A 16296-nucleotide genomic window follows, 5' to 3' on the forward strand; every position below is an offset into this window, starting at 1 on the left:
GGCCCGAGTACAAAATACAGACCCGAAGCGCATCAGGCAGACACACGAGCTAGGAGTAATCGGGGAGGAATCAGATATGGAAGCACGCATCCGAATGCCAAAACTCCAAGAACGTATTATGTCAGCTGATGATGCTGCCGGGTTCATCAAAGATGGAATGATCGTCGGCATTAGCGGATTCACTAGGGCAGGGGATGCAAAGGCGGTTCCGATGGCGCTTGCCGAGCGAAGCAAACGCCTTGGTACCCCGATGCACATTCAACTGTGGACAGGTGCATCTGTAGCTGAAGAGGTCGACAGGGTACTGGCCGAAGCCGGGATCGTCACGCGCCGTTTGCCTTACCAGTCAGACAGGTTGCTGCGGGACGCCATCAACCGCGGTGAAGTGATGTATACCGACCAGCACTTGAGTTTAACCGTAGAGATGATCAGGGCCGGTCAGTTAGGAAGACTAGACGTAGCCATTATTGAGGCCGTGGCAATCACGGAAGAGGGCGGCATTATTCCATCGACGTCGGTCGGCAACTCACCGACATTTGCCCTTATGGCAGATAAGGTCATTGTTGAGTTGAATACGAGGCAATCTGCACTTCTTGAAGGGATGCACGACATCTACTTGCCAGGGGCTCGTCCGCACCGTGAGCCGCTGCCCTTGCAAGAGGTCGATCAGCGGATCGGCACCACGTTCATTCCTGTTGATCCGGACAAGATTGTCGGTATCGTCCTGACAGACAGGGTCGACCACTTTGTCGATATGGTTCCGGGGGACGAAGAGACAGACCGGATTGCTGAGCATCTGCTTGATTTCTTTGAGTATCAGGTGAAGACGGGGCAAATGCCACCGGAACTGTATCCTCTGCAATCGGGCGTCGGTGCGGTATCAAACGCTGTTCTCAGCGGACTAAAGCACGCCAGTTTCCGAGATTTGACGATGTACTCCGAGGTTTTGCAGGACTCAGTGTTTGAGCTCCTTGACAGTGGGGTGCTTCGCTTCGCATCCGGTTGCGCGATCACGGTCACGCCGGAACATGCATCAGATGTGATGCGTCGATTGCATGAATACAAAGACAAAATCATTCTCCGTCCACAGGAGATCTCGAATCATCCTGAACTCATTCGTCGTCTCGGAATCATTGCGATGAACACGGCGCTCGAAGCCGATATTTACGGCAATGTGAACTCAACGCACGTCGGCGGAACGCACATCATGAACGGCATTGGCGGTTCGGGGGACTTTGCCAGAAACGCGCTCTTATCTGTGTTCGTGACGAAATCGACGGCCAAAGGCGGAAGAATCTCCTCTATTGTGCCGATGGTCTCGCATGTGGATCACACCGAGCATGACGTAGACATCCTGGTCACAGAGCAAGGACTCGCTGACCTTCGAGGATTGGCACCACGCGAACGTTCGCGCCTAGTGATTGAGAAGTGTGTGCACCCGGACTACCGTGACGCGATGATCGACTACGTAGAACGTGCGGAACAGAGAGGCGGCCAGACACCGCACATCCTTGAAGAGGCACTCTCCTGGCATGAACGGTACCGCGAGACTGGAACGATGCAGGTCCGCCGGCCCCAACTTGCCGGGCAGAGATAGGGCGAAAACACGACAGAGGTGATGAATGTCACAGCACATACCGCTCGTCACGTGTACGCTGAAGACAGTAATCATAAAGATACTCATTCATATGAAGTCTTGAAGATTGTCGGAGGCGTTAACCATGATAAATCAACCATCAGAGCGGTTTGTTGCAAGGGACTTTCAACAGAACCCGTTTATTGTTATCTGGGAAGTGACCCGTGCCTGTCAGTTGCATTGTCTGCACTGTCGCGCAGAGGCACAGCGACATCGCGATCCGCGGGAGCTCAGTACAGAGGAAGGTCGAGCGTTGATTCGATCTGTCGCAGAAATGGACCACCCACTGTTGGTCTTTACCGGCGGCGATCCGCTCGAACGTCCTGACCTTTTCGAGTTCATTCAGTACGGTCGAAGTCTCGGCCTGCAGGTCTCCATTACGCCAAGTGCTACGCCAAAGGTGACACGAGAGGCGATTATCGCAGCGAAATCTGCTGGGCTCGAACGATGGGCGTTTAGTCTCGATGGATCGCGTGCCGAGATTCACGATAAGTTTCGCGGAACCAAAGGTTCTTTTGACAGAACGATGGCTGCATTAGAGATTCTGGTGGAGCAAGGCATCCCCATCCAAATCAATACCACCGTTACCCGATACAACTTGGGTGACCTTGAGCAAATCGCCCGCGTGGTGGAGTCTTACGGGGCTGTGCTGTGGAGCGTCTTCTTCCTGGTCCCAACGGGCCGTGCAAGGACAAAGGATATGGTTACGGCTGAGGAACACGAAGCTGTGATGAATTGGCTGTATGAACGTGCCAAGAACAGCACCTTTGACGTCAAGACGACAGCAGCTCCGCACTACCGTCGGATCGTGATTGAGCATCGCGCCAAAGAAACCGGTGCGGCTCCGGCCAACAGAGGATTCAGTATCGGTAAGGATCCGCTGCGGTCTGGACGCGGCGTGAACGATGGTAATGGCTTCGTGTTTATCTCGCATACGGGGGAAGTCTACCCAAGCGGTTTTCTCCCTGTTGCAGCAGGGAATGTCAGGGAGCAGGCACTGGCAGATTTATATCGGGAGTCGCCATTGTTCAAGGCCCTTCGCGACACCAATCAGTTAAAAGGAAAGTGCGGGGTTTGCGAGTTCAGAAACGTCTGCGGTGGTTCAAGAGCGCGTGCGTATGCACTGACAGGCGATTATCTCGAGAGTGATCCCAGTTGCGCATATGTCCCACAGGCTCTGCGGGCATCGGGAGACTAACAATCAGAGTGCCATGATTCTGCAATACTTAGGGCCCCGTCAAGACGACGGGGCCCTAACTCATATCTCGATAAGCCAGTAAAAGAACTGAACGGTTTCTGTAATTAGACGACCATGTACTCGACGTCATCTGCAACCTGGGTAATCGAGAGATTCTTTCCGTCAAAATACCAAGCATCTTCATCTCTGACAAACAGGGTAATGCCGTCGATTTCGGCAGCAGCGACGACATTCTTCGGCGGCTCGAGGCTGATGCCGAGAGAAAATCCAGGTTGTACAACGCTTTCGCCCCCGTACTTAACGAAAAAACGAATGGCGTCCCCACTGTTTACACCTAGTTCTGATTTAAACCACTGCAGCGCTTTACTGTCACATTCAATTCGCACCATGATTCACTCCTCGTTACGGGTCGTCAAGAGCGTTTTTCCAACCATGTCTTTGTTATAGTGACCACTACGATTCTTTTACAACCAACACCGGAATTTCAGATCGATGCACAACTCCTTGGCTGGTGCTGCCTAGCAACATTCTATCAACAGCACCTTGAGTATGGCTCCCAATCACAATTAAATTTGCCCCGAGCTTGACCGCAGCTCGACATATTGTATGCACCGGGTGCCCGCGCTCGTTATAAAACTGTACTCGATTGCCTAAGCGATGCCACAAGGTGTGTGTAACATGTTCTCTCAGTCGTTCCACCAGTGCTTGTTCATAGTGTTCCGGCACGTTTCCGAAGCGAAGGGTTTCTGCTGGGCTCACGTAGATGGCAATGAGCTCGGCTTCCTCAAAACGGTCCATTAACGTGTTTACCATGCTGACAAGCTTTCGGGTTTCTGAGCCGTCCACTGCTACGACAATTCTCTCCATGTGAACACCCCCGTCTTGACTCTATTTTCAAGTATCGCTCGAGGAGATGCATCGTCCGATTGGGGGATTTATAGATAAGTCACGGACCATCTGCCGAACTTAGTGCACTGCTGACCGCATCGATCACACTTTGATACCTAGGCCTGTCCCAAGAGTTGTAGGAGGGGTGCGGCACATCGTGAATGACATTCCAGTTTGAACTTTCCTGTCCCGTGAGACGGAAAAACTTTTGTGCAAAGCGACCGCAGGGGACAATAGTGCACGGCCGGTCCTTCAAGCTTTCGAGTTTGTCACGGAGTGAGGAAACGAGTATGGACTGCACTGCTTGACAATACGGGTTGCTGGCACGGTCTCTTTGGTTGTCCGTGCGTACGGCAGACATGGCGTCAAACCAAACTTGATGCGTTTGAACTAGGGATTGGTTTTGGTACGCACTGCTCTGGAGGGGCACGTTACACACATTAATCAGGCCGATACGATTCAACTGGGGTCCGATGGATTCATCCGTGAATTCACGAGCGGATGCATCAGCTGATTCACGAGGGCTCTCTTTCACCAGCCGCCCAAGTGGAAACTTGGCGTAGTCTGCGCCAAACAGATGACGCGTCATGGTGGCACCAGACAAACCTGATACCGGGGCCCCAAACTGCAATTCTTGGACATGTGGGGACTCCAAAATAAAAATAAGGGTTGCGGAGGGAAAGAGGATATCCTGAACTTCGTAGCGGGGGCAAAGCCCTTGTAAAAAGTCTAGAAATGACTCCTCGAGTCCGGCGCTCGATTCATAATGTGTTGTGATAGAACGTTCGTCGTTGGTCAGCTTTGATCCCTCCCGTTTCTTTGATATTAGACACTGCCGTTTCTTTTATATTAGAACTTGCTGTCAACGCGACGGGCGGTTCTTTCTAACCAGAAGGTAAGATTGGAAACGTGATCGGGGGCTGTGTATAAAAGGCTTGCAGAAACAACTTCAAGAAACGCGGCATTGGAAAACGTCCCTAGGGCTTCGACGCAGCGAGTGACCTGTAGTATGATGAGCCCAAAGAACAGTGGCGTATGGCCTTAACAACCCATTTATGAAAGGAGCCCGCGGCTTGACTGACATTCACCCGCATGCAAATCAGAAGATTGAGTCAGACCCGTTCCTCAAAGCAAAAGCTGTGCGCCTTCATCCATCAGCGTACCCTCTCCAAGGCGACGTCGAGATCTCTGGCAGCAAGAGTCTGACCAACAGAGCTCTGATTCTCGCGGCCCTTTCCGATCCAACAGTACTGGCGTCTACCGATACGACACCTTTTGAGAATGCCAATCCCGATGTTGCAGATAGAAGTGTTGCAGATAGCAGTGTTGCAGATAGCAGTGTTGCAGATAGCAGTGTTGCAGACAGAAGTGTTGCAGACAGAAGTGTTGCAGACAGAAGTGTTGCAGACAGCGGCAGGGTTTCTGTCGTCCACGGTGTCCTGCACTGCGACGACTCTCATTGGTGCATTGGGGCACTCGAATCACTCGGCATCCAGATTGGCGTGAACGGGACAACCGTGACAGTCGGGGGATGTGGGGGGCGCTGGGCCAACCAAGAGGCAGCTGTGTTTACCGGATCGTCTGGTACACTGTCCCGCTTTTTACCGCCTGCACTTGCGGCTGGGACTGGTACTTATACTCTTCGCGCAAGCGAGCAGATGTCAAAGAGGCCGGTTGGCCCGCTGGTTGATGCACTCCGGGCACTTGGGACAGACATTCAGTATCTCGGCAGCGATGGCTACTATCCGTTTGTGCTAAACGCTCGTGGATTTCACGGAAGCGAGGTTCAAGTGCCAGGAAATGTCTCGAGCCAGTACCTGAGCGGACTATTGATGGCTGCGCCGCTTGCACAGTCTCCGCTGACGATCCGCATTGAAAACGACCTGGTCCAACCCGCTTACATCGACTTAACCCTCAGCCTGATGAGGGAGTTTGGTGTTGAAGTCGATCGTGTAGCGGATGAGAGAGGAATCGGCTTTAGGGTCTCTCCGCAGCGCTACAGACCAGAAACAGTCACCCTTGAAGCGGACGCATCCACAGCAGGCTACTTTTTTGCGCTGGCGGCACTCACCAGGGGAAGGATTCGCGTTGTGAATCTGGACGCGCGTACGACTCAACCGGACATTGCTTTGCTTGATGTTCTGGAACGCATGGGTGCCCGCGTTGTGCGCGGGGCAGGGTGGACCGAGGTGCATGGTCCTCAGCAACTGCGTGGCGGATTTTCTGTGAGTCTGCATGAGTTCAGCGATCAAGCACTGACTGTCGGCGCCCTCGCCGTGTTCGCAGACGGGCCGGTGACGGTGACGGATGTCGGGCACATCCGAAAGCATGAGTCTGATCGGATCGCCGCGCTGCACGCTTGTCTGGAACGGCTGGGAGTTCAAATGACGGAAATGGAGGACGGCTTCACGGTAACGCCCGGTTTAGTCAGTCCGGCTCGTCTTGCAACCTTCGATGACCACCGGGTGGCCATGTCGATGGCGCTCATTGGGGCTGTGATTCCAGGGATCGAGTTGGAGGATCCAGGCTGCGTATCGAAAACCTGTCCCGACTTTTTCTCGCGTATTCAAAACATCGGCGTAGGTGTTGAGGTTGTCGAGAGGAGGCCCTCGTCCTGAATCCAAACGAACCACGGTTCCACACGCTCGGGGACAGTGCGGTGGTCATCGAATTTGCAGATCGCGACATCAGCGAAGCGTATCCCTTGGTGCAGGCTGCGTACCGTCGGTTCCATCACTTGCGGGGGTCTCACGGCATTGTGACGGTTGTGCCAGGCTACACCAGTGTCACAGTCTTTTACGATCCGATGACCGCTCATCAGCTGCATATGACGGAATACCTGCGCAGGGAAGTCAACGGTCTGACCCCGTATGTGCAGGAAGCAGCGAGAACCGTGGAGATCCCTGTGTGCTACGGGGGAGAATACGGTCCTGACTTGGCTGAGGTGGCGGATTATGCATCGTTGACGGAAGATGAGGTCATCTCCATCCACAGCTCGCAACGGTACACGGTCTACATGATTGGCTTTGCACCGGGGTTCCCGTACCTTGGGGGGATGGACGAGCGGATCGCGATGCCAAGGCGTTCAACGCCGAGGGTGAATATCCCGGCTGGATCGGTTGGCGTGGCAGGTGCACAAACCGGTGTATACCCGAATGACAGCCCCGGCGGCTGGCAGCTGATTGGCCGGACTCCGATACGTTTGTTCGATCCGCTGGCTGCTCAGCCGAGCGTCCTACAGTCTGGCGACGAGGTTCGGTTTCGACCCATCAGCGATGCTGAATACCTGAATCTCAAGGTGATGGAAAGTCCGGAGGGCAGTCGTGATGTGCGTGTGGAGGGTCCATCGGCGGGCCCGCGAGATGGTAGTGGTGATGTGCGTGTGGAGGGTCCATCGGAGTGCTCGCAAAATCCCCCAGCTAGCCCGTCTACGATTGAAGTCATCAAGCCTGGTCTGCTGACGACGGTCCAAGATCAAGGGCGGTACGGCTATGAACACCTTGGCGTCAGTCCAGGTGGAGCAATGGATCCAATGAGTGCCGCCATGGCCAACACCATTCTGGGCAACGACGAGGACGCTGCTGTCTTGGAGATGACCTGGATTGGCCCTGTCCTCGAATTCAACACGGAGAGTTGGATTGCACTTTGCGGAGCGGACATGGAGGCCAAGGTGGACGGCATCTACCTGCCGACAAATCGTTTGATCCGGGTTGCGAAGGGAGCTGTGCTCTCGTTTGGCCGAGCGAAACAGGGCGCGCGAACGTACTTGGCGGTTGCAGGCGGCATTCAGGTGCCAAATGTGCTCGGGAGCCGAAGCACGCATGTTCACGGGAAACTCGGAGGGTATGAAGGGCGTCCTCTTCGCGCAGGTGACCTTCTTCAAAGTGGCTCCCCTGCTTGGATTGCGAACGTGGAATCGAAACTAAGGACGGTGTCCATGCAACAAACCAGTACGCATGCCTGGGTGTCTAGGTGGCAAGTGAGATGGACCTCGTGGCAGACCAGATGGACTTCACACAGTGCCGAAGCGTTTTCCGTGGCTGGAGGGAGTCGTTTCACAGACCACGGAACTTCGGCAGATGACAGCCGCGTCGTAACCGTGCGAGTCATCAAAGGGCCCGAAGCGGACTGGTTTTCCGAAGGTGACCTCGTAGACTTCACGGACAGACCCTATCAGATATCCCAGGATTCGAATCGGATGGGATATCGGCTGGCAGGGACGCCGATATCCCGAACGCACAGCAGACACCTTTGGTCGAGCGCTGTATCATTTGGCACAGTTCAGGTACCGCCAAGCGGCCAGCCTGTCATTTTGATGGCAGAGCGACAAACAACCGGAGGATATCCACGGATCGGGGTGGTCGCGACCGTGGATAGACCCCTTCTGGCACAATTACGACCGGGTCATCAAGTAAGGTTTCACTGGATCGATGCAGAAACGGCACAAAAGTTACTTCGGGAGCAGCAAGAGGTTGCGAAACAAGTTAAAACTGCGGTGAGGCTGATGGGGGGCAGGTTGTGATGAGTTATCGGATCGATCTCAATTGCGATTTAGGAGAAAGCTTTGGGCACTATCATCTTGGCAATGATCAACAAGTCCTACAGTATGTAACTTCAGCGAACATCGCCTGTGGATTCCACGGAGGAGACCCGAGTGTCATGAAAAGGACAGTTGCCATTTGTGTGGAAAATGGGGTGGCAATTGGTGTGCATCCTGGATTACCCGACCTTGTCGGCTTTGGGCGGCGCACGATGTCGGTATCCGCAGATGAGGTACACGATATGGTGGTCTACCAGATTGGAGCGTTGCTCGGATTTGCTTTGGCAGAAGGCGCGGTATTGCACCACGTTAAGCCGCACGGAGCACTGTACAATATGGCTGCCAAAGACAGAACCGTCGCAGATGCCATTGCGAGGGCCGTTCAAGATGTCGATAGAAATTTGGTGTTGTTCGGTCTATCCGGGAGTCAACTGATTGAAGCAGGGAAAGCGGCCGGTCTTACCACGGCGAGTGAAGTGTTTGCTGATAGAACCTATCAGCCGGATGGGAGTTTGACACCTCGAGACCAGGCGGGAGCCTTGATTACAGATGTCTCAGAAGCAGTGACACAAGTGCTCAAAATGGTGAAGGAGCAGACAGTGCGAACAGTGGGGGGCGGAGAGATTCAAATTGTTGCAGACACGGTCTGTCTCCACGGAGACGGCGCACATGCAATGGAACTCGCACAAATGCTGCGTCAAACACTGACGGCAGAGGGGATTCAATGTCTGGCGGGGTGACATTGAACGGCACTGAGGGTGCTGTGGTGTAGCACCGGAGGAGACTGAGGGTGGTGCAGTGTAGCAGCGGATCGCGCCCTGTGTGGAACGGGTGGCAGTGGATGGGATTCATGTCTGCCGGTCTACGGAGTCAGTCGTTACGGATCGTCAAAAAGAGGAGTATACTTCTAAGTCAGCATCGCAAGATCGGTCAAAGACCGAAGATATCCTGCAGGAGGAAGAAAATATGGCTACAATTCGTGAGTTGAAAACCGTTGAGGAATGGCAAGCACTGCACACAGATAACGGCGGACAAAAGGTTCTGATTATGAAACATAGTACAACCTGTCCCATCAGCGCTGCAGCATGGAGAGCGGTGCAAACCTTCGTGAACAACGATGAGACGGGCAAAGCGGACTACGTGATGGTCAAGGTGATTGAGTCTCGAACCGTGTCGAATGCTATCGCCGAAGATTTACATGTTCGACACCAGTCTCCGCAAGCAATTTTGCTCCAGAACGGAGAAGTAGCTTGGCAAGCTACACACTGGGATATAACGGAAAAATCACTGGCGAAGGCGCTCGGCTGATCGACGGATCGCGACAAGAGATTCTATGTTTCGAGACCAGTGATCAGATCTATTTCGGGGTTGCTCTCATGGATTGAAGGAGGAGCGATCGGGGGACCAAAATAGATCTGATCTTTTTTGCTGAATTTGTCGCGAAAACGCGAGCTTTGGAGGCGTTTTTGAAGGCCCTCATGACCGGACGATCTCGATGTCAATGCCACACGCCCGAGCTAAGTCGGTGTCGGCGACTTAACGACCATGGAGCCGCATAGTTAAGTCGGTGTCGGCGACTTAACGACCATGGAGTCGCATAGCTAAGTGGGTCCCAGCGACTTAACGACCGTGGAGCCGCATAGTTAAGTCGGTCTCAGCGACTAAAGTGGAGGAAAATGTCGTGCTAAGGGGCTGAGACCGACTTAAGCTGGTGCTGCCGAAGTATTTGAGCCGAGCTAAGTCGGTGTCGGCGACTTAACGACCGTGGAGCCGCATAGTTAAGTCGGTCTCAGCGACTAAAGTGGAGGAAAATGTCGTGCTAAGGGGCTGAGACCGACTTAAGCTGGTGCTGCCGAAGCATTTGAGCCGAGCTAAGTCGGTCCCAGCGACTTAACGACCATGGAGCCGCATAGTTAAGTCGGTCTCAGCGACTAAAGTGGAGGAAAATGTCGTGCTAAGGGGCTGAGACCGACTTAAGCTGACTTTGCCGATCCCGTTTGGCCCACACCCGGCACAGGCCACATAAGCGGGCAGCTGGTCGGCTGTCACCACACCTCATCGAGTGCACGCAGGAGTTTCGCGTGCTGAGTCGGAGTGCCAATTGTGATACGGATACATTCGCTAAGCGGGAGGATCCCAGGTTTGCGGATGAACACGCCGCGGACTAGCAGTTCATCGACCATTTGGCTCGATCTCGCATCACTGCCCACGTGGGTCAGCAGGAAGTTCGTCGATGATGGGATCGCGAAGTGTCCGTGGCGTTCCGCAGCCATTGCCAGATCGGCCCGGCCGACCCTCGTCTGCTCGACAACCATCTCCAGAAACTCCGTGTCCTCGAGTGCCGCCAAAGCTCCGGCTTGTGCCACCCGATTGACGCCAAAATGGTTGCGGAACTTGTCAAACACGGCGATGATTTCTGGTCCTGAAATCGCATACCCGATCCGAAGTCCCGCCATTCCGTATGCCTTCGAGAAAGTCCGCAAGCGAATGACTCGGTCCATCACGGGCGAAAGCGGCAGCACTTCACTCTGATCCGCAAATTCGATGTAAGCCTCATCCAGGATCAATACCGCGTCTTTGGGGAGAGACTCGATGAACTCCATCACCGCCTGTGCCGAATAAAAGGTTCCGGTCGGGTTGTCGGGGTTCGCCAGGTAAACAAGGCGCGCATGGGTCTCACGGGCTGCTTGAGACAGACCAGCCAAGTCGTTCTTCCACTCGGCTGTATACGGGACGAAATGCAGTTTGCCGCCAAAACTTGTGACGTGATAGTTGAACGTCGGGTATCCGCCGAGGGAAGTCACGACCGTGTCCCCAGGATCGAGAAAGGCGCGGGTAATCCAACCCAAAATTTCGTCGATCCCGCTTCCCACAGCCATCTGATTGAGGCTGATGCCGTGTTTCGCAGCCAGTGCCGTGCGCAGTTCGAGACTTTCCGGATCGCCGTAGAAATTTCCCATTGCAGCCTCGGCTCGGATGGCCTCCATAGCCTTCGGCGAGATGCCAAACGGACTTTCGTTCGCACCGAGTCGCAGCTCAATCGGCTTTCCTGATTGCCGCTCAAGTGCCTCGGGTGCGACGAACGGAACGGTGGCGGGCAGTGCGTCAATTACTTTGGAAAAGCGCAGATGATTGGCCGCCATTGGTGACCTCCTTTGCACAAAATGCTTTACGACAATGCTTTACGACACCGCCGACCACTGATGCCTACAAAGATGCCTACAAAGATGCCTACAAAAATCCTTACGAAAAAGCGGGGTCTGCAAACGGGTGAGCCACCCAGCCAGACGGATCGATGAACAGGCGAACGGCAACGACTTTCCGCTCACTGGTCAAGGTGAAAAAGTGAGGGTTGTTCTCAGGCACGGAAATGACGTCGCCTGCCTCGAGAACAACATCGAAGTACCCGACATCATCGGATCCCTTGATCACAAAAATCCCGCTGCCCGCCGCAATGGCACGCACTTCGTCTTCGGTGTGGGTATGGACTTGTTCGAACTTCTTTAAGAGCGCGTCAAGGTCAGGGGTCGAGTCAGACAGAGCGATGACGTCCCACTTAACATATCCGCGTGCTCCGGCCAAACGGGTGATGTCACCGTTGAAGCTCGAGAGGATTTCCTCCTTATCGGCATCACTCAGGTTGAATTTATCTTGCAGGTGCGAGGGCAATTGGTTTGTGTCCCAGTGCTCGTATAAGACGCCTTGCTTGTCCAGAAATGCACTGACTTCTGCGAAGCCGCTGATGGTTTCTCCCGTGTTTCGAATGTTGATTTGTGCCAATTGATTCATCCCCTTAAATCAGGTGTAGTATGCGTATAATTGGTTGCTTCAAGTTCGTTATCGCAACAGGACACTTTGTTTGACAACCAATAAGATGCATTTGTATAGTAACACTATTCAAACTTGCACTCGCAATCAAGAGGAAAATGTATGCGATCCGGTGATTTCGGAGACTCTGAGGCCGCAACCGGATCGCCTTTTTGTGAGGTGGAAGCACGCTATGAAGAACACCAATACGGGAGATCGTGCACTTACACATGTAATTGCAACGTATCGAGTTCGTGATAAACAGGAAAACCTATCAAAGCGCGCAGAAGGTATTGCTGTCGGACTGACAGTAGGAAGTTGGACAGACTTGCCAGCCATGAAGCAGTCCGCAGTCTTACGGCATTGCGGAACTGTGGAAGACATTCGTGTACTAGATACATCAGAAGCACCAAGCTCAGACGCATCCGTTGGGGATCCCGTTGACAGAGGCCACGCCGCATTGGACACAGTCATTGCGGATATCTCCATCGGATACCCGATAGACAATTTCAACAACACTATCACTTCCATTTTAACGACGGTGTTTGGAAAGCTATCCATGGACGGGGAAATTCGGCTCATAGCACTCCAAATACCAGATGCACTAGCTGAAAGATTCAGCGGCCCAAAATTCGGTGTGAGCGGTATTCGGGATCGCCTCAAAATCTATGATCGGCCGCTTTTGATGAGTATTTTTAAAGCCTGCGTAGGCAGAGATGTGTCTGACTTGACGAAGGCCTTCTTGGAACAGGCGCGGGGCGGGGCAGACCTGATCAAGGATGATGAAATCTTCTTCTCCGAACAGTATGCAACGCCAGAGGCGCGCGTAGCAGCGTTTACGGAGGCAGCGAGACAGCTGCAGGCAGAGACAGGCCAGCGTGTCAGCTACGCGGTCAACCTGACCGGCCCCGTGCGCCAACTGTTTGACAGGGCGCGTCGTTTGGCTGAATTGGGGGCAGGAGCCCTGCTCGTGAACGCTGTGGCTTACGGATACGATGTCCTCGCCGAGCTAGCGGCCGATCCCGATGTGACCGTTCCTTTGATGGTCCATCCCGCAGTTTCTGGCGCTTTGTATGGATCCGACACCCACGGTATAGCCGCGGACATCGTGCTTGGGAGCCTGATGAGATTAGCTGGGGCCGATATTGTGATCTACCCGTCTCCGTACGGCACCGTTACGCTTTCACGAGCTGAGGGGCTGCGGCTCGTCGACGCCTTGCGAACCCCGAGTGTGCACAAAGAGGTTCTGCCAGCGCCATCTGCTGGAATCTTCCCCGGCTTGGTTCCCAAGCTTGTTTCCGATCTCGGTGTCGATTGCATCGTCAACGCAGGTGGTGCTATCCACGGTCACCCAGGTGGTGCGACGGACGGTGCAGCGGCGTTTATGGCGTCGATTGAGGCCACTGTTGCAGGCGTATCCCTCGAGCAGGCAGCAAACGGCAATGCAGCCCTCAAAGCGGCGCTCAAGAAGTGGGGGCAGCCATCATGAACCAGGTTCCAATCGGCATTTTTTGTGATTTTGACGGAACGATTTCGAAGAGTGATCTGATTACCTCGATCGCCAACGAGTTTGCAGGGCAAACTGGGCGCGCCATCGTAGACCGCGTTCAGCGGCGAGAACTGAGTATTAAAAGCGGCGTCGAAGCCATCTTCCACTCCATCCCGTCATCCAGGCTCCCGGACATCATTGATTACACGAGGAGCTTGACCGTGATTCGCGACGGTTTTGACGAATTGGTCCAAGGATGTATCTCGCGTGGGTGGATGTTCGCCGTTGTCAGCGGTGGACTCGATGTGTTTGTCGATCCGGTGGTGGAGCCGTACCGAGACTCCATCAAGGTGTTTTGCAATCACCTTGACGATACCGGTGAGCATCTCGCCATTCGTTGGATGGTCGAATGCGATGCAGCTTGCGATGGCGGTTGTGGTTTGTGTAAGCCGAGTGTACTGAGGCAGTTTCGTTCGCAGATTCAGGCAGAGGTTGTCATCGGTGATGGTGTAACGGACTTAAAGGCGGCTGCGGAAGCCGACTACGTGTTCGCGCGTGACCGTTTACGGCGGGCCTGCGACGAACAAGGCATCTCGTACTGGCCGTTTAAATCATTATCCGAGATCATTCCAATTCTCGACCGGGAGGTGCAAAACCAGAGTGACCTCTAATCAAGCGATTCTCGAAGCAAAACAAGCAGTTGCGAAGCTCGCTGTGGACCTGTCAGGCCGCGGTTGGATGCCTGCCACGAGCGGGAACCTTAGCGTTCGTGTGGACGGTACCACCGACTTCTGCATTACGCCAAGCGGCGTGGACAAAGGGGCGCTGCAGGCGACAGACGTGTTGTTGCTGGACCTTGACGGCACCGTTTTGGAAGAGACCCGATATCGTCCTTCCGCAGAGACGATCGTTCATCAAAAGCTTTACGCGTCAGAGGAGTGCGGCTCAGTTCTGCACGTACACACCGTTTATAACAATATGGTTTCACAGCTCTATTTCAATCAAGGACATGTAGAGTTCGCGGACCACGAACTATTAAAAGCACTGGGCCACTGGGAGCCTGATGCAAAGATTACACTGCCGATTGTAGAAAACCATGCAGATTTACAGCTCCTTGGACAAGCGGTGGGTGAGGCGGCTGTGGCCGGCGTGCCGGGTGTTCTTGTTCGAAATCACGGAATCTACGCGTTTGGAAGGAAACCTTTTGATGCAAAACGACACTTAGAGGCGTTCGAGTTTCTGTTTGAATATCATGTTCGTATGTTGCAGCTCGCACAAGTTCCACTGCACAGATAAAAAAGATAGTGTAAACTAGCATTGATACGCTGGAGTACGGAGTGTTTTTGGCTTTGGGTGTTATGCCTAATCATGCGGCAGGGCCAGCGGGCTTGATGGGCGGCTTGGAGCCGAACTTGGCGTTAAACAAGCGTCTTGGATGGGGGAGTTTGCGATCCCTGCGTGGAACATGGAAATTAACTGGCGGGCATTGTTCCGAGCAGTCGGAGGCATTCGCACTCTGATTGTTTACGGATTTGTCTTGCTGTTAGCCCTTGGTGTCCTGTATCTGGATCGGTCAGGCGTGATTACAAATACAGTCCGCAATTGGGGAACGGCAGGAATCATCCTTGCCGTGTTGCTGATGTTTGTCGTTTGTTTGACACCGATCCCCTCTGAAGGTCTGCTCATCATCTACCTGAAAGTCTATGGTGTTTGGTGGGGTGTCTTTTATTCTTGGTTCGGTGCGGTGCTGAGCACCGTCATCATCTTTCCCGTTGCTCGCACATACGGTCAGGCGGCGTTGCGGCGCTTTGCCAGCCAGAGCACATTTGTAGAGATTGACGAGTGGGTGAAACGCAAAGGCAGTCTGGGACTTTTGGTTGCCCGTCTGTTGCCGTTGCCTGGTTTTGCTGTGAGTTATGTTGCCGGGATTTTACCATCGATTGGATTTTGGGCGTACGTCTGGACTGCAGGCGTCTCACTGATCCCGTATTATGTAGGTGCAGCACTTGTATTCCTTGGAATTACCTCGAAATTCACGATCGCGATTGTCTTTGGCTTTGTGGCACTCGCTGCCTTCTGGGTCGTGGGTTTTTCTATACACCGGCGTTACCGCATGAGAAAGTGACATCGTTGGCATTGAAGGGATGGGAGCATGGCCGGGGAGACATATCGTAAGCTGTGGATGGCCTGGGAACGTGTGTTTAATGTTGCGGCACACGTACAAAATCTAAGTGACGATGGCGAGGAGTACCTGTTTCACGTCGCGAAGCGGCGGTATATGGGCCATCCGTTCACAGTTGACGGTGTTGAGGTGCACGCATTCGATCCGGTGATTGAATTACATATGAACAATGAACTGCTGGCCCAGATCTTGAGTCAAGAAACAAGTATGGTTCGGGTGGCTGTTAAACTCATCGCGGAAGCCAAACGATCGTTTCCTGCGCTTGTAAAACATGTCAGCAGTGAGGAGTATGAACGGGAACAGGTTCTCTACGGAACGACTTTTATCCACCGCAGCGTCGAGCGCTTTGGCTTTTCCACGTTCCCCTTTTACTGGCGATGGAGTGAGATTATCTTTACTCGTTATCTGCAATTGGTGTTTCGGGCAGTGAATCCCCGGGCTGCCGACCTCTTAAAGAACCATGCCGACACCTTCGTACCCCGAGTCGTTGCGATTTCCAAACAAAAACTCGTTCAATTGCATGCACCGGATGGAACCGGCGCAGCAAAGTCCTGAC

The 16296-nt window shown here is 53.7% G+C and carries 16 protein-coding genes; 11 read left to right on the forward strand and 5 right to left on the reverse strand.

The window, feature by feature from the left end; all coding sequences use genetic code 11:
* Positions 1 to 76 precede the first annotated feature (76 nt).
* Both scpC and AN477_RS00980 read left to right on the forward strand, forming a co-directional pair.
* Positions 77 to 1597, forward strand: a complete 1521-nt coding sequence (gene scpC, locus AN477_RS00975) for a succinyl-CoA:acetate CoA-transferase ScpC (RefSeq protein ID WP_054967313.1) — start codon at positions 77 to 79, stop codon at positions 1595 to 1597.
* Positions 1598 to 1721: 124 nt separating this feature from the next.
* Complete coding sequence (locus AN477_RS00980) at positions 1722 to 2834, forward strand: TIGR04053 family radical SAM/SPASM domain-containing protein (RefSeq protein WP_054967314.1); 1113 nt, start codon at positions 1722 to 1724, stop codon at positions 2832 to 2834.
* A gap of 104 nt (positions 2835 to 2938) precedes the next feature.
* Here the strand turns inward: AN477_RS00980 and AN477_RS00985 are convergent, their stop codons facing one another.
* The 3 genes from AN477_RS00985 to AN477_RS00995 form a co-directional block, all read right to left on the reverse strand.
* Entirely contained in the window at positions 2939 to 3220 is a 282-nt protein-coding gene (locus AN477_RS00985; protein ID WP_054967525.1) for a HesB/YadR/YfhF family protein, read from the reverse strand.
* 67 nt (positions 3221 to 3287) lie between these two features.
* Positions 3288 to 3701, reverse strand: a complete 414-nt coding sequence (locus tag AN477_RS00990) for a universal stress protein (RefSeq protein WP_054967315.1) — start codon at positions 3699 to 3701, stop codon at positions 3288 to 3290.
* Positions 3702 to 3780: 79 nt separating this feature from the next.
* Positions 3781 to 4326 carry a hypothetical protein gene (locus AN477_RS00995; RefSeq protein WP_211265931.1) on the reverse strand — a complete coding sequence of 182 codons (546 nt, stop codon included), beginning with the start codon at positions 4324 to 4326 and terminating at the stop codon, positions 3781 to 3783.
* A gap of 469 nt (positions 4327 to 4795) precedes the next feature.
* On the opposite strand from AN477_RS00995, the gene aroA reads away from it, so the two are divergent.
* The 4 genes from aroA (at position 4796) to ytxJ (ending at position 9570) form a co-directional block, all read left to right on the forward strand.
* On the forward strand, positions 4796 to 6340 hold the full coding sequence (gene aroA / locus AN477_RS01000) for a 3-phosphoshikimate 1-carboxyvinyltransferase (RefSeq protein ID WP_054967317.1): 1545 nt from the start codon (positions 4796 to 4798) through the stop codon (positions 6338 to 6340).
* Positions 6337 to 8244, forward strand: coding sequence for a 5-oxoprolinase subunit PxpB (pxpB, locus tag AN477_RS25350; RefSeq protein WP_281176298.1), 1908 nt, complete (start codon positions 6337 to 6339; stop codon positions 8242 to 8244). The genes aroA and pxpB overlap by 4 nt, the downstream gene beginning before the upstream one ends.
* A complete protein-coding gene (locus tag AN477_RS01010) occupies positions 8244 to 9002 on the forward strand; it encodes a LamB/YcsF family protein (protein WP_054967319.1) in 759 nt (252 codons plus the stop codon). Before pxpB ends, AN477_RS01010 begins: the two co-directional genes overlap by 1 nt.
* 226 nt (positions 9003 to 9228) lie before the next feature.
* On the forward strand, positions 9229 to 9570 hold the full coding sequence (ytxJ, locus tag AN477_RS01015) for a bacillithiol system redox-active protein YtxJ (RefSeq protein ID WP_054967526.1): 342 nt from the start codon (positions 9229 to 9231) through the stop codon (positions 9568 to 9570).
* A gap of 737 nt (positions 9571 to 10307) precedes the next feature.
* Here the strand turns inward: ytxJ and hisC are convergent.
* Together hisC and AN477_RS01025 are read right to left on the reverse strand one after the other, a co-directional pair.
* Positions 10308 to 11405 (reverse strand): histidinol-phosphate transaminase, encoded by a 1098-nt coding sequence (gene hisC / locus AN477_RS01020; protein ID WP_054967320.1) that lies wholly within the window; start codon positions 11403 to 11405, stop codon positions 10308 to 10310.
* A gap of 100 nt (positions 11406 to 11505) precedes the next feature.
* Complete coding sequence (locus AN477_RS01025; RefSeq protein ID WP_054967321.1) at positions 11506 to 12042, reverse strand: 1,2-dihydroxy-3-keto-5-methylthiopentene dioxygenase; 537 nt, start codon at positions 12040 to 12042, stop codon at positions 11506 to 11508.
* Positions 12043 to 12262: 220 nt separating this feature from the next.
* On the opposite strand from AN477_RS01025, the gene AN477_RS01030 reads away from it, so the two are divergent.
* The 5 genes from AN477_RS01030 to AN477_RS01050 all read left to right on the forward strand — a co-directional run bounded on the left by AN477_RS01030 (position 12263) and on the right by AN477_RS01050 (position 16295).
* Complete coding sequence (locus tag AN477_RS01030; protein ID WP_054967322.1) at positions 12263 to 13558, forward strand: 2,3-diketo-5-methylthiopentyl-1-phosphate enolase; 1296 nt, start codon at positions 12263 to 12265, stop codon at positions 13556 to 13558.
* Positions 13555 to 14229, forward strand: coding sequence for an MtnX-like HAD-IB family phosphatase (locus AN477_RS01035; RefSeq protein WP_054967323.1), 675 nt, complete (start codon positions 13555 to 13557; stop codon positions 14227 to 14229). Before AN477_RS01030 ends, AN477_RS01035 begins: the two co-directional genes overlap by 4 nt.
* Positions 14219 to 14854, forward strand: coding sequence for a methylthioribulose 1-phosphate dehydratase (gene mtnB / locus AN477_RS01040; protein WP_245631667.1), 636 nt, complete (start codon positions 14219 to 14221; stop codon positions 14852 to 14854). The genes AN477_RS01035 and mtnB overlap by 11 nt, the downstream gene beginning before the upstream one ends.
* Before the next feature lie 139 nt (positions 14855 to 14993).
* On the forward strand, positions 14994 to 15683 hold the full coding sequence (locus AN477_RS01045) for a TVP38/TMEM64 family protein (protein WP_054967324.1): 690 nt from the start codon (positions 14994 to 14996) through the stop codon (positions 15681 to 15683).
* Between the two features lie 27 nt (positions 15684 to 15710).
* Entirely contained in the window at positions 15711 to 16295 is a 585-nt protein-coding gene (locus AN477_RS01050; protein ID WP_054967325.1) for a YkoP family protein, read from the forward strand.
* Position 16296 lies beyond the last annotated feature (1 nt).

The organism is Paenalicyclobacillus ferrooxydans (assembly GCF_001399675.1).
In the GTDB taxonomy this organism is placed as follows: Bacteria; Bacillota; Bacilli; order Alicyclobacillales; family Alicyclobacillaceae; genus Alicyclobacillus_B; species Alicyclobacillus_B ferrooxydans.

Excerpts from the sequence above, each read along its gene's own strand:
- scpC (WP_054967313.1), top strand. The coding sequence starts at position 77 with ATGGAAGCACGCATCCGAATGCCAAAACTCCAAGAACGTATTATGTCA.
- AN477_RS00980 (WP_054967314.1), top strand. The coding sequence starts at position 1,722 with ATGATAAATCAACCATCAGAGCGGTTTGTTGCAAGGGACTTTCAACAG.
- AN477_RS00990 (WP_054967315.1), bottom strand. The coding sequence starts at position 3,701 with ATGGAGAGAATTGTCGTAGCAGTGGACGGCTCAGAAACCCGAAAGCTT.
- AN477_RS01010 (WP_054967319.1), top strand. The coding sequence starts at position 8,244 with ATGAGTTATCGGATCGATCTCAATTGCGATTTAGGAGAAAGCTTTGGG.
- ytxJ (WP_054967526.1), top strand. The coding sequence starts at position 9,229 with ATGGCTACAATTCGTGAGTTGAAAACCGTTGAGGAATGGCAAGCACTG.
- hisC (WP_054967320.1), bottom strand. The coding sequence starts at position 11,405 with ATGGCGGCCAATCATCTGCGCTTTTCCAAAGTAATTGACGCACTGCCC.
- AN477_RS01030 (WP_054967322.1), top strand. The coding sequence starts at position 12,263 with ATGAAGAACACCAATACGGGAGATCGTGCACTTACACATGTAATTGCA.
- AN477_RS01035 (WP_054967323.1), top strand. The coding sequence starts at position 13,555 with ATGAACCAGGTTCCAATCGGCATTTTTTGTGATTTTGACGGAACGATT.
- AN477_RS01045 (WP_054967324.1), top strand. The coding sequence starts at position 14,994 with ATGGGGGAGTTTGCGATCCCTGCGTGGAACATGGAAATTAACTGGCGG.
- AN477_RS01050 (WP_054967325.1), top strand. The coding sequence starts at position 15,711 with ATGGCCGGGGAGACATATCGTAAGCTGTGGATGGCCTGGGAACGTGTG.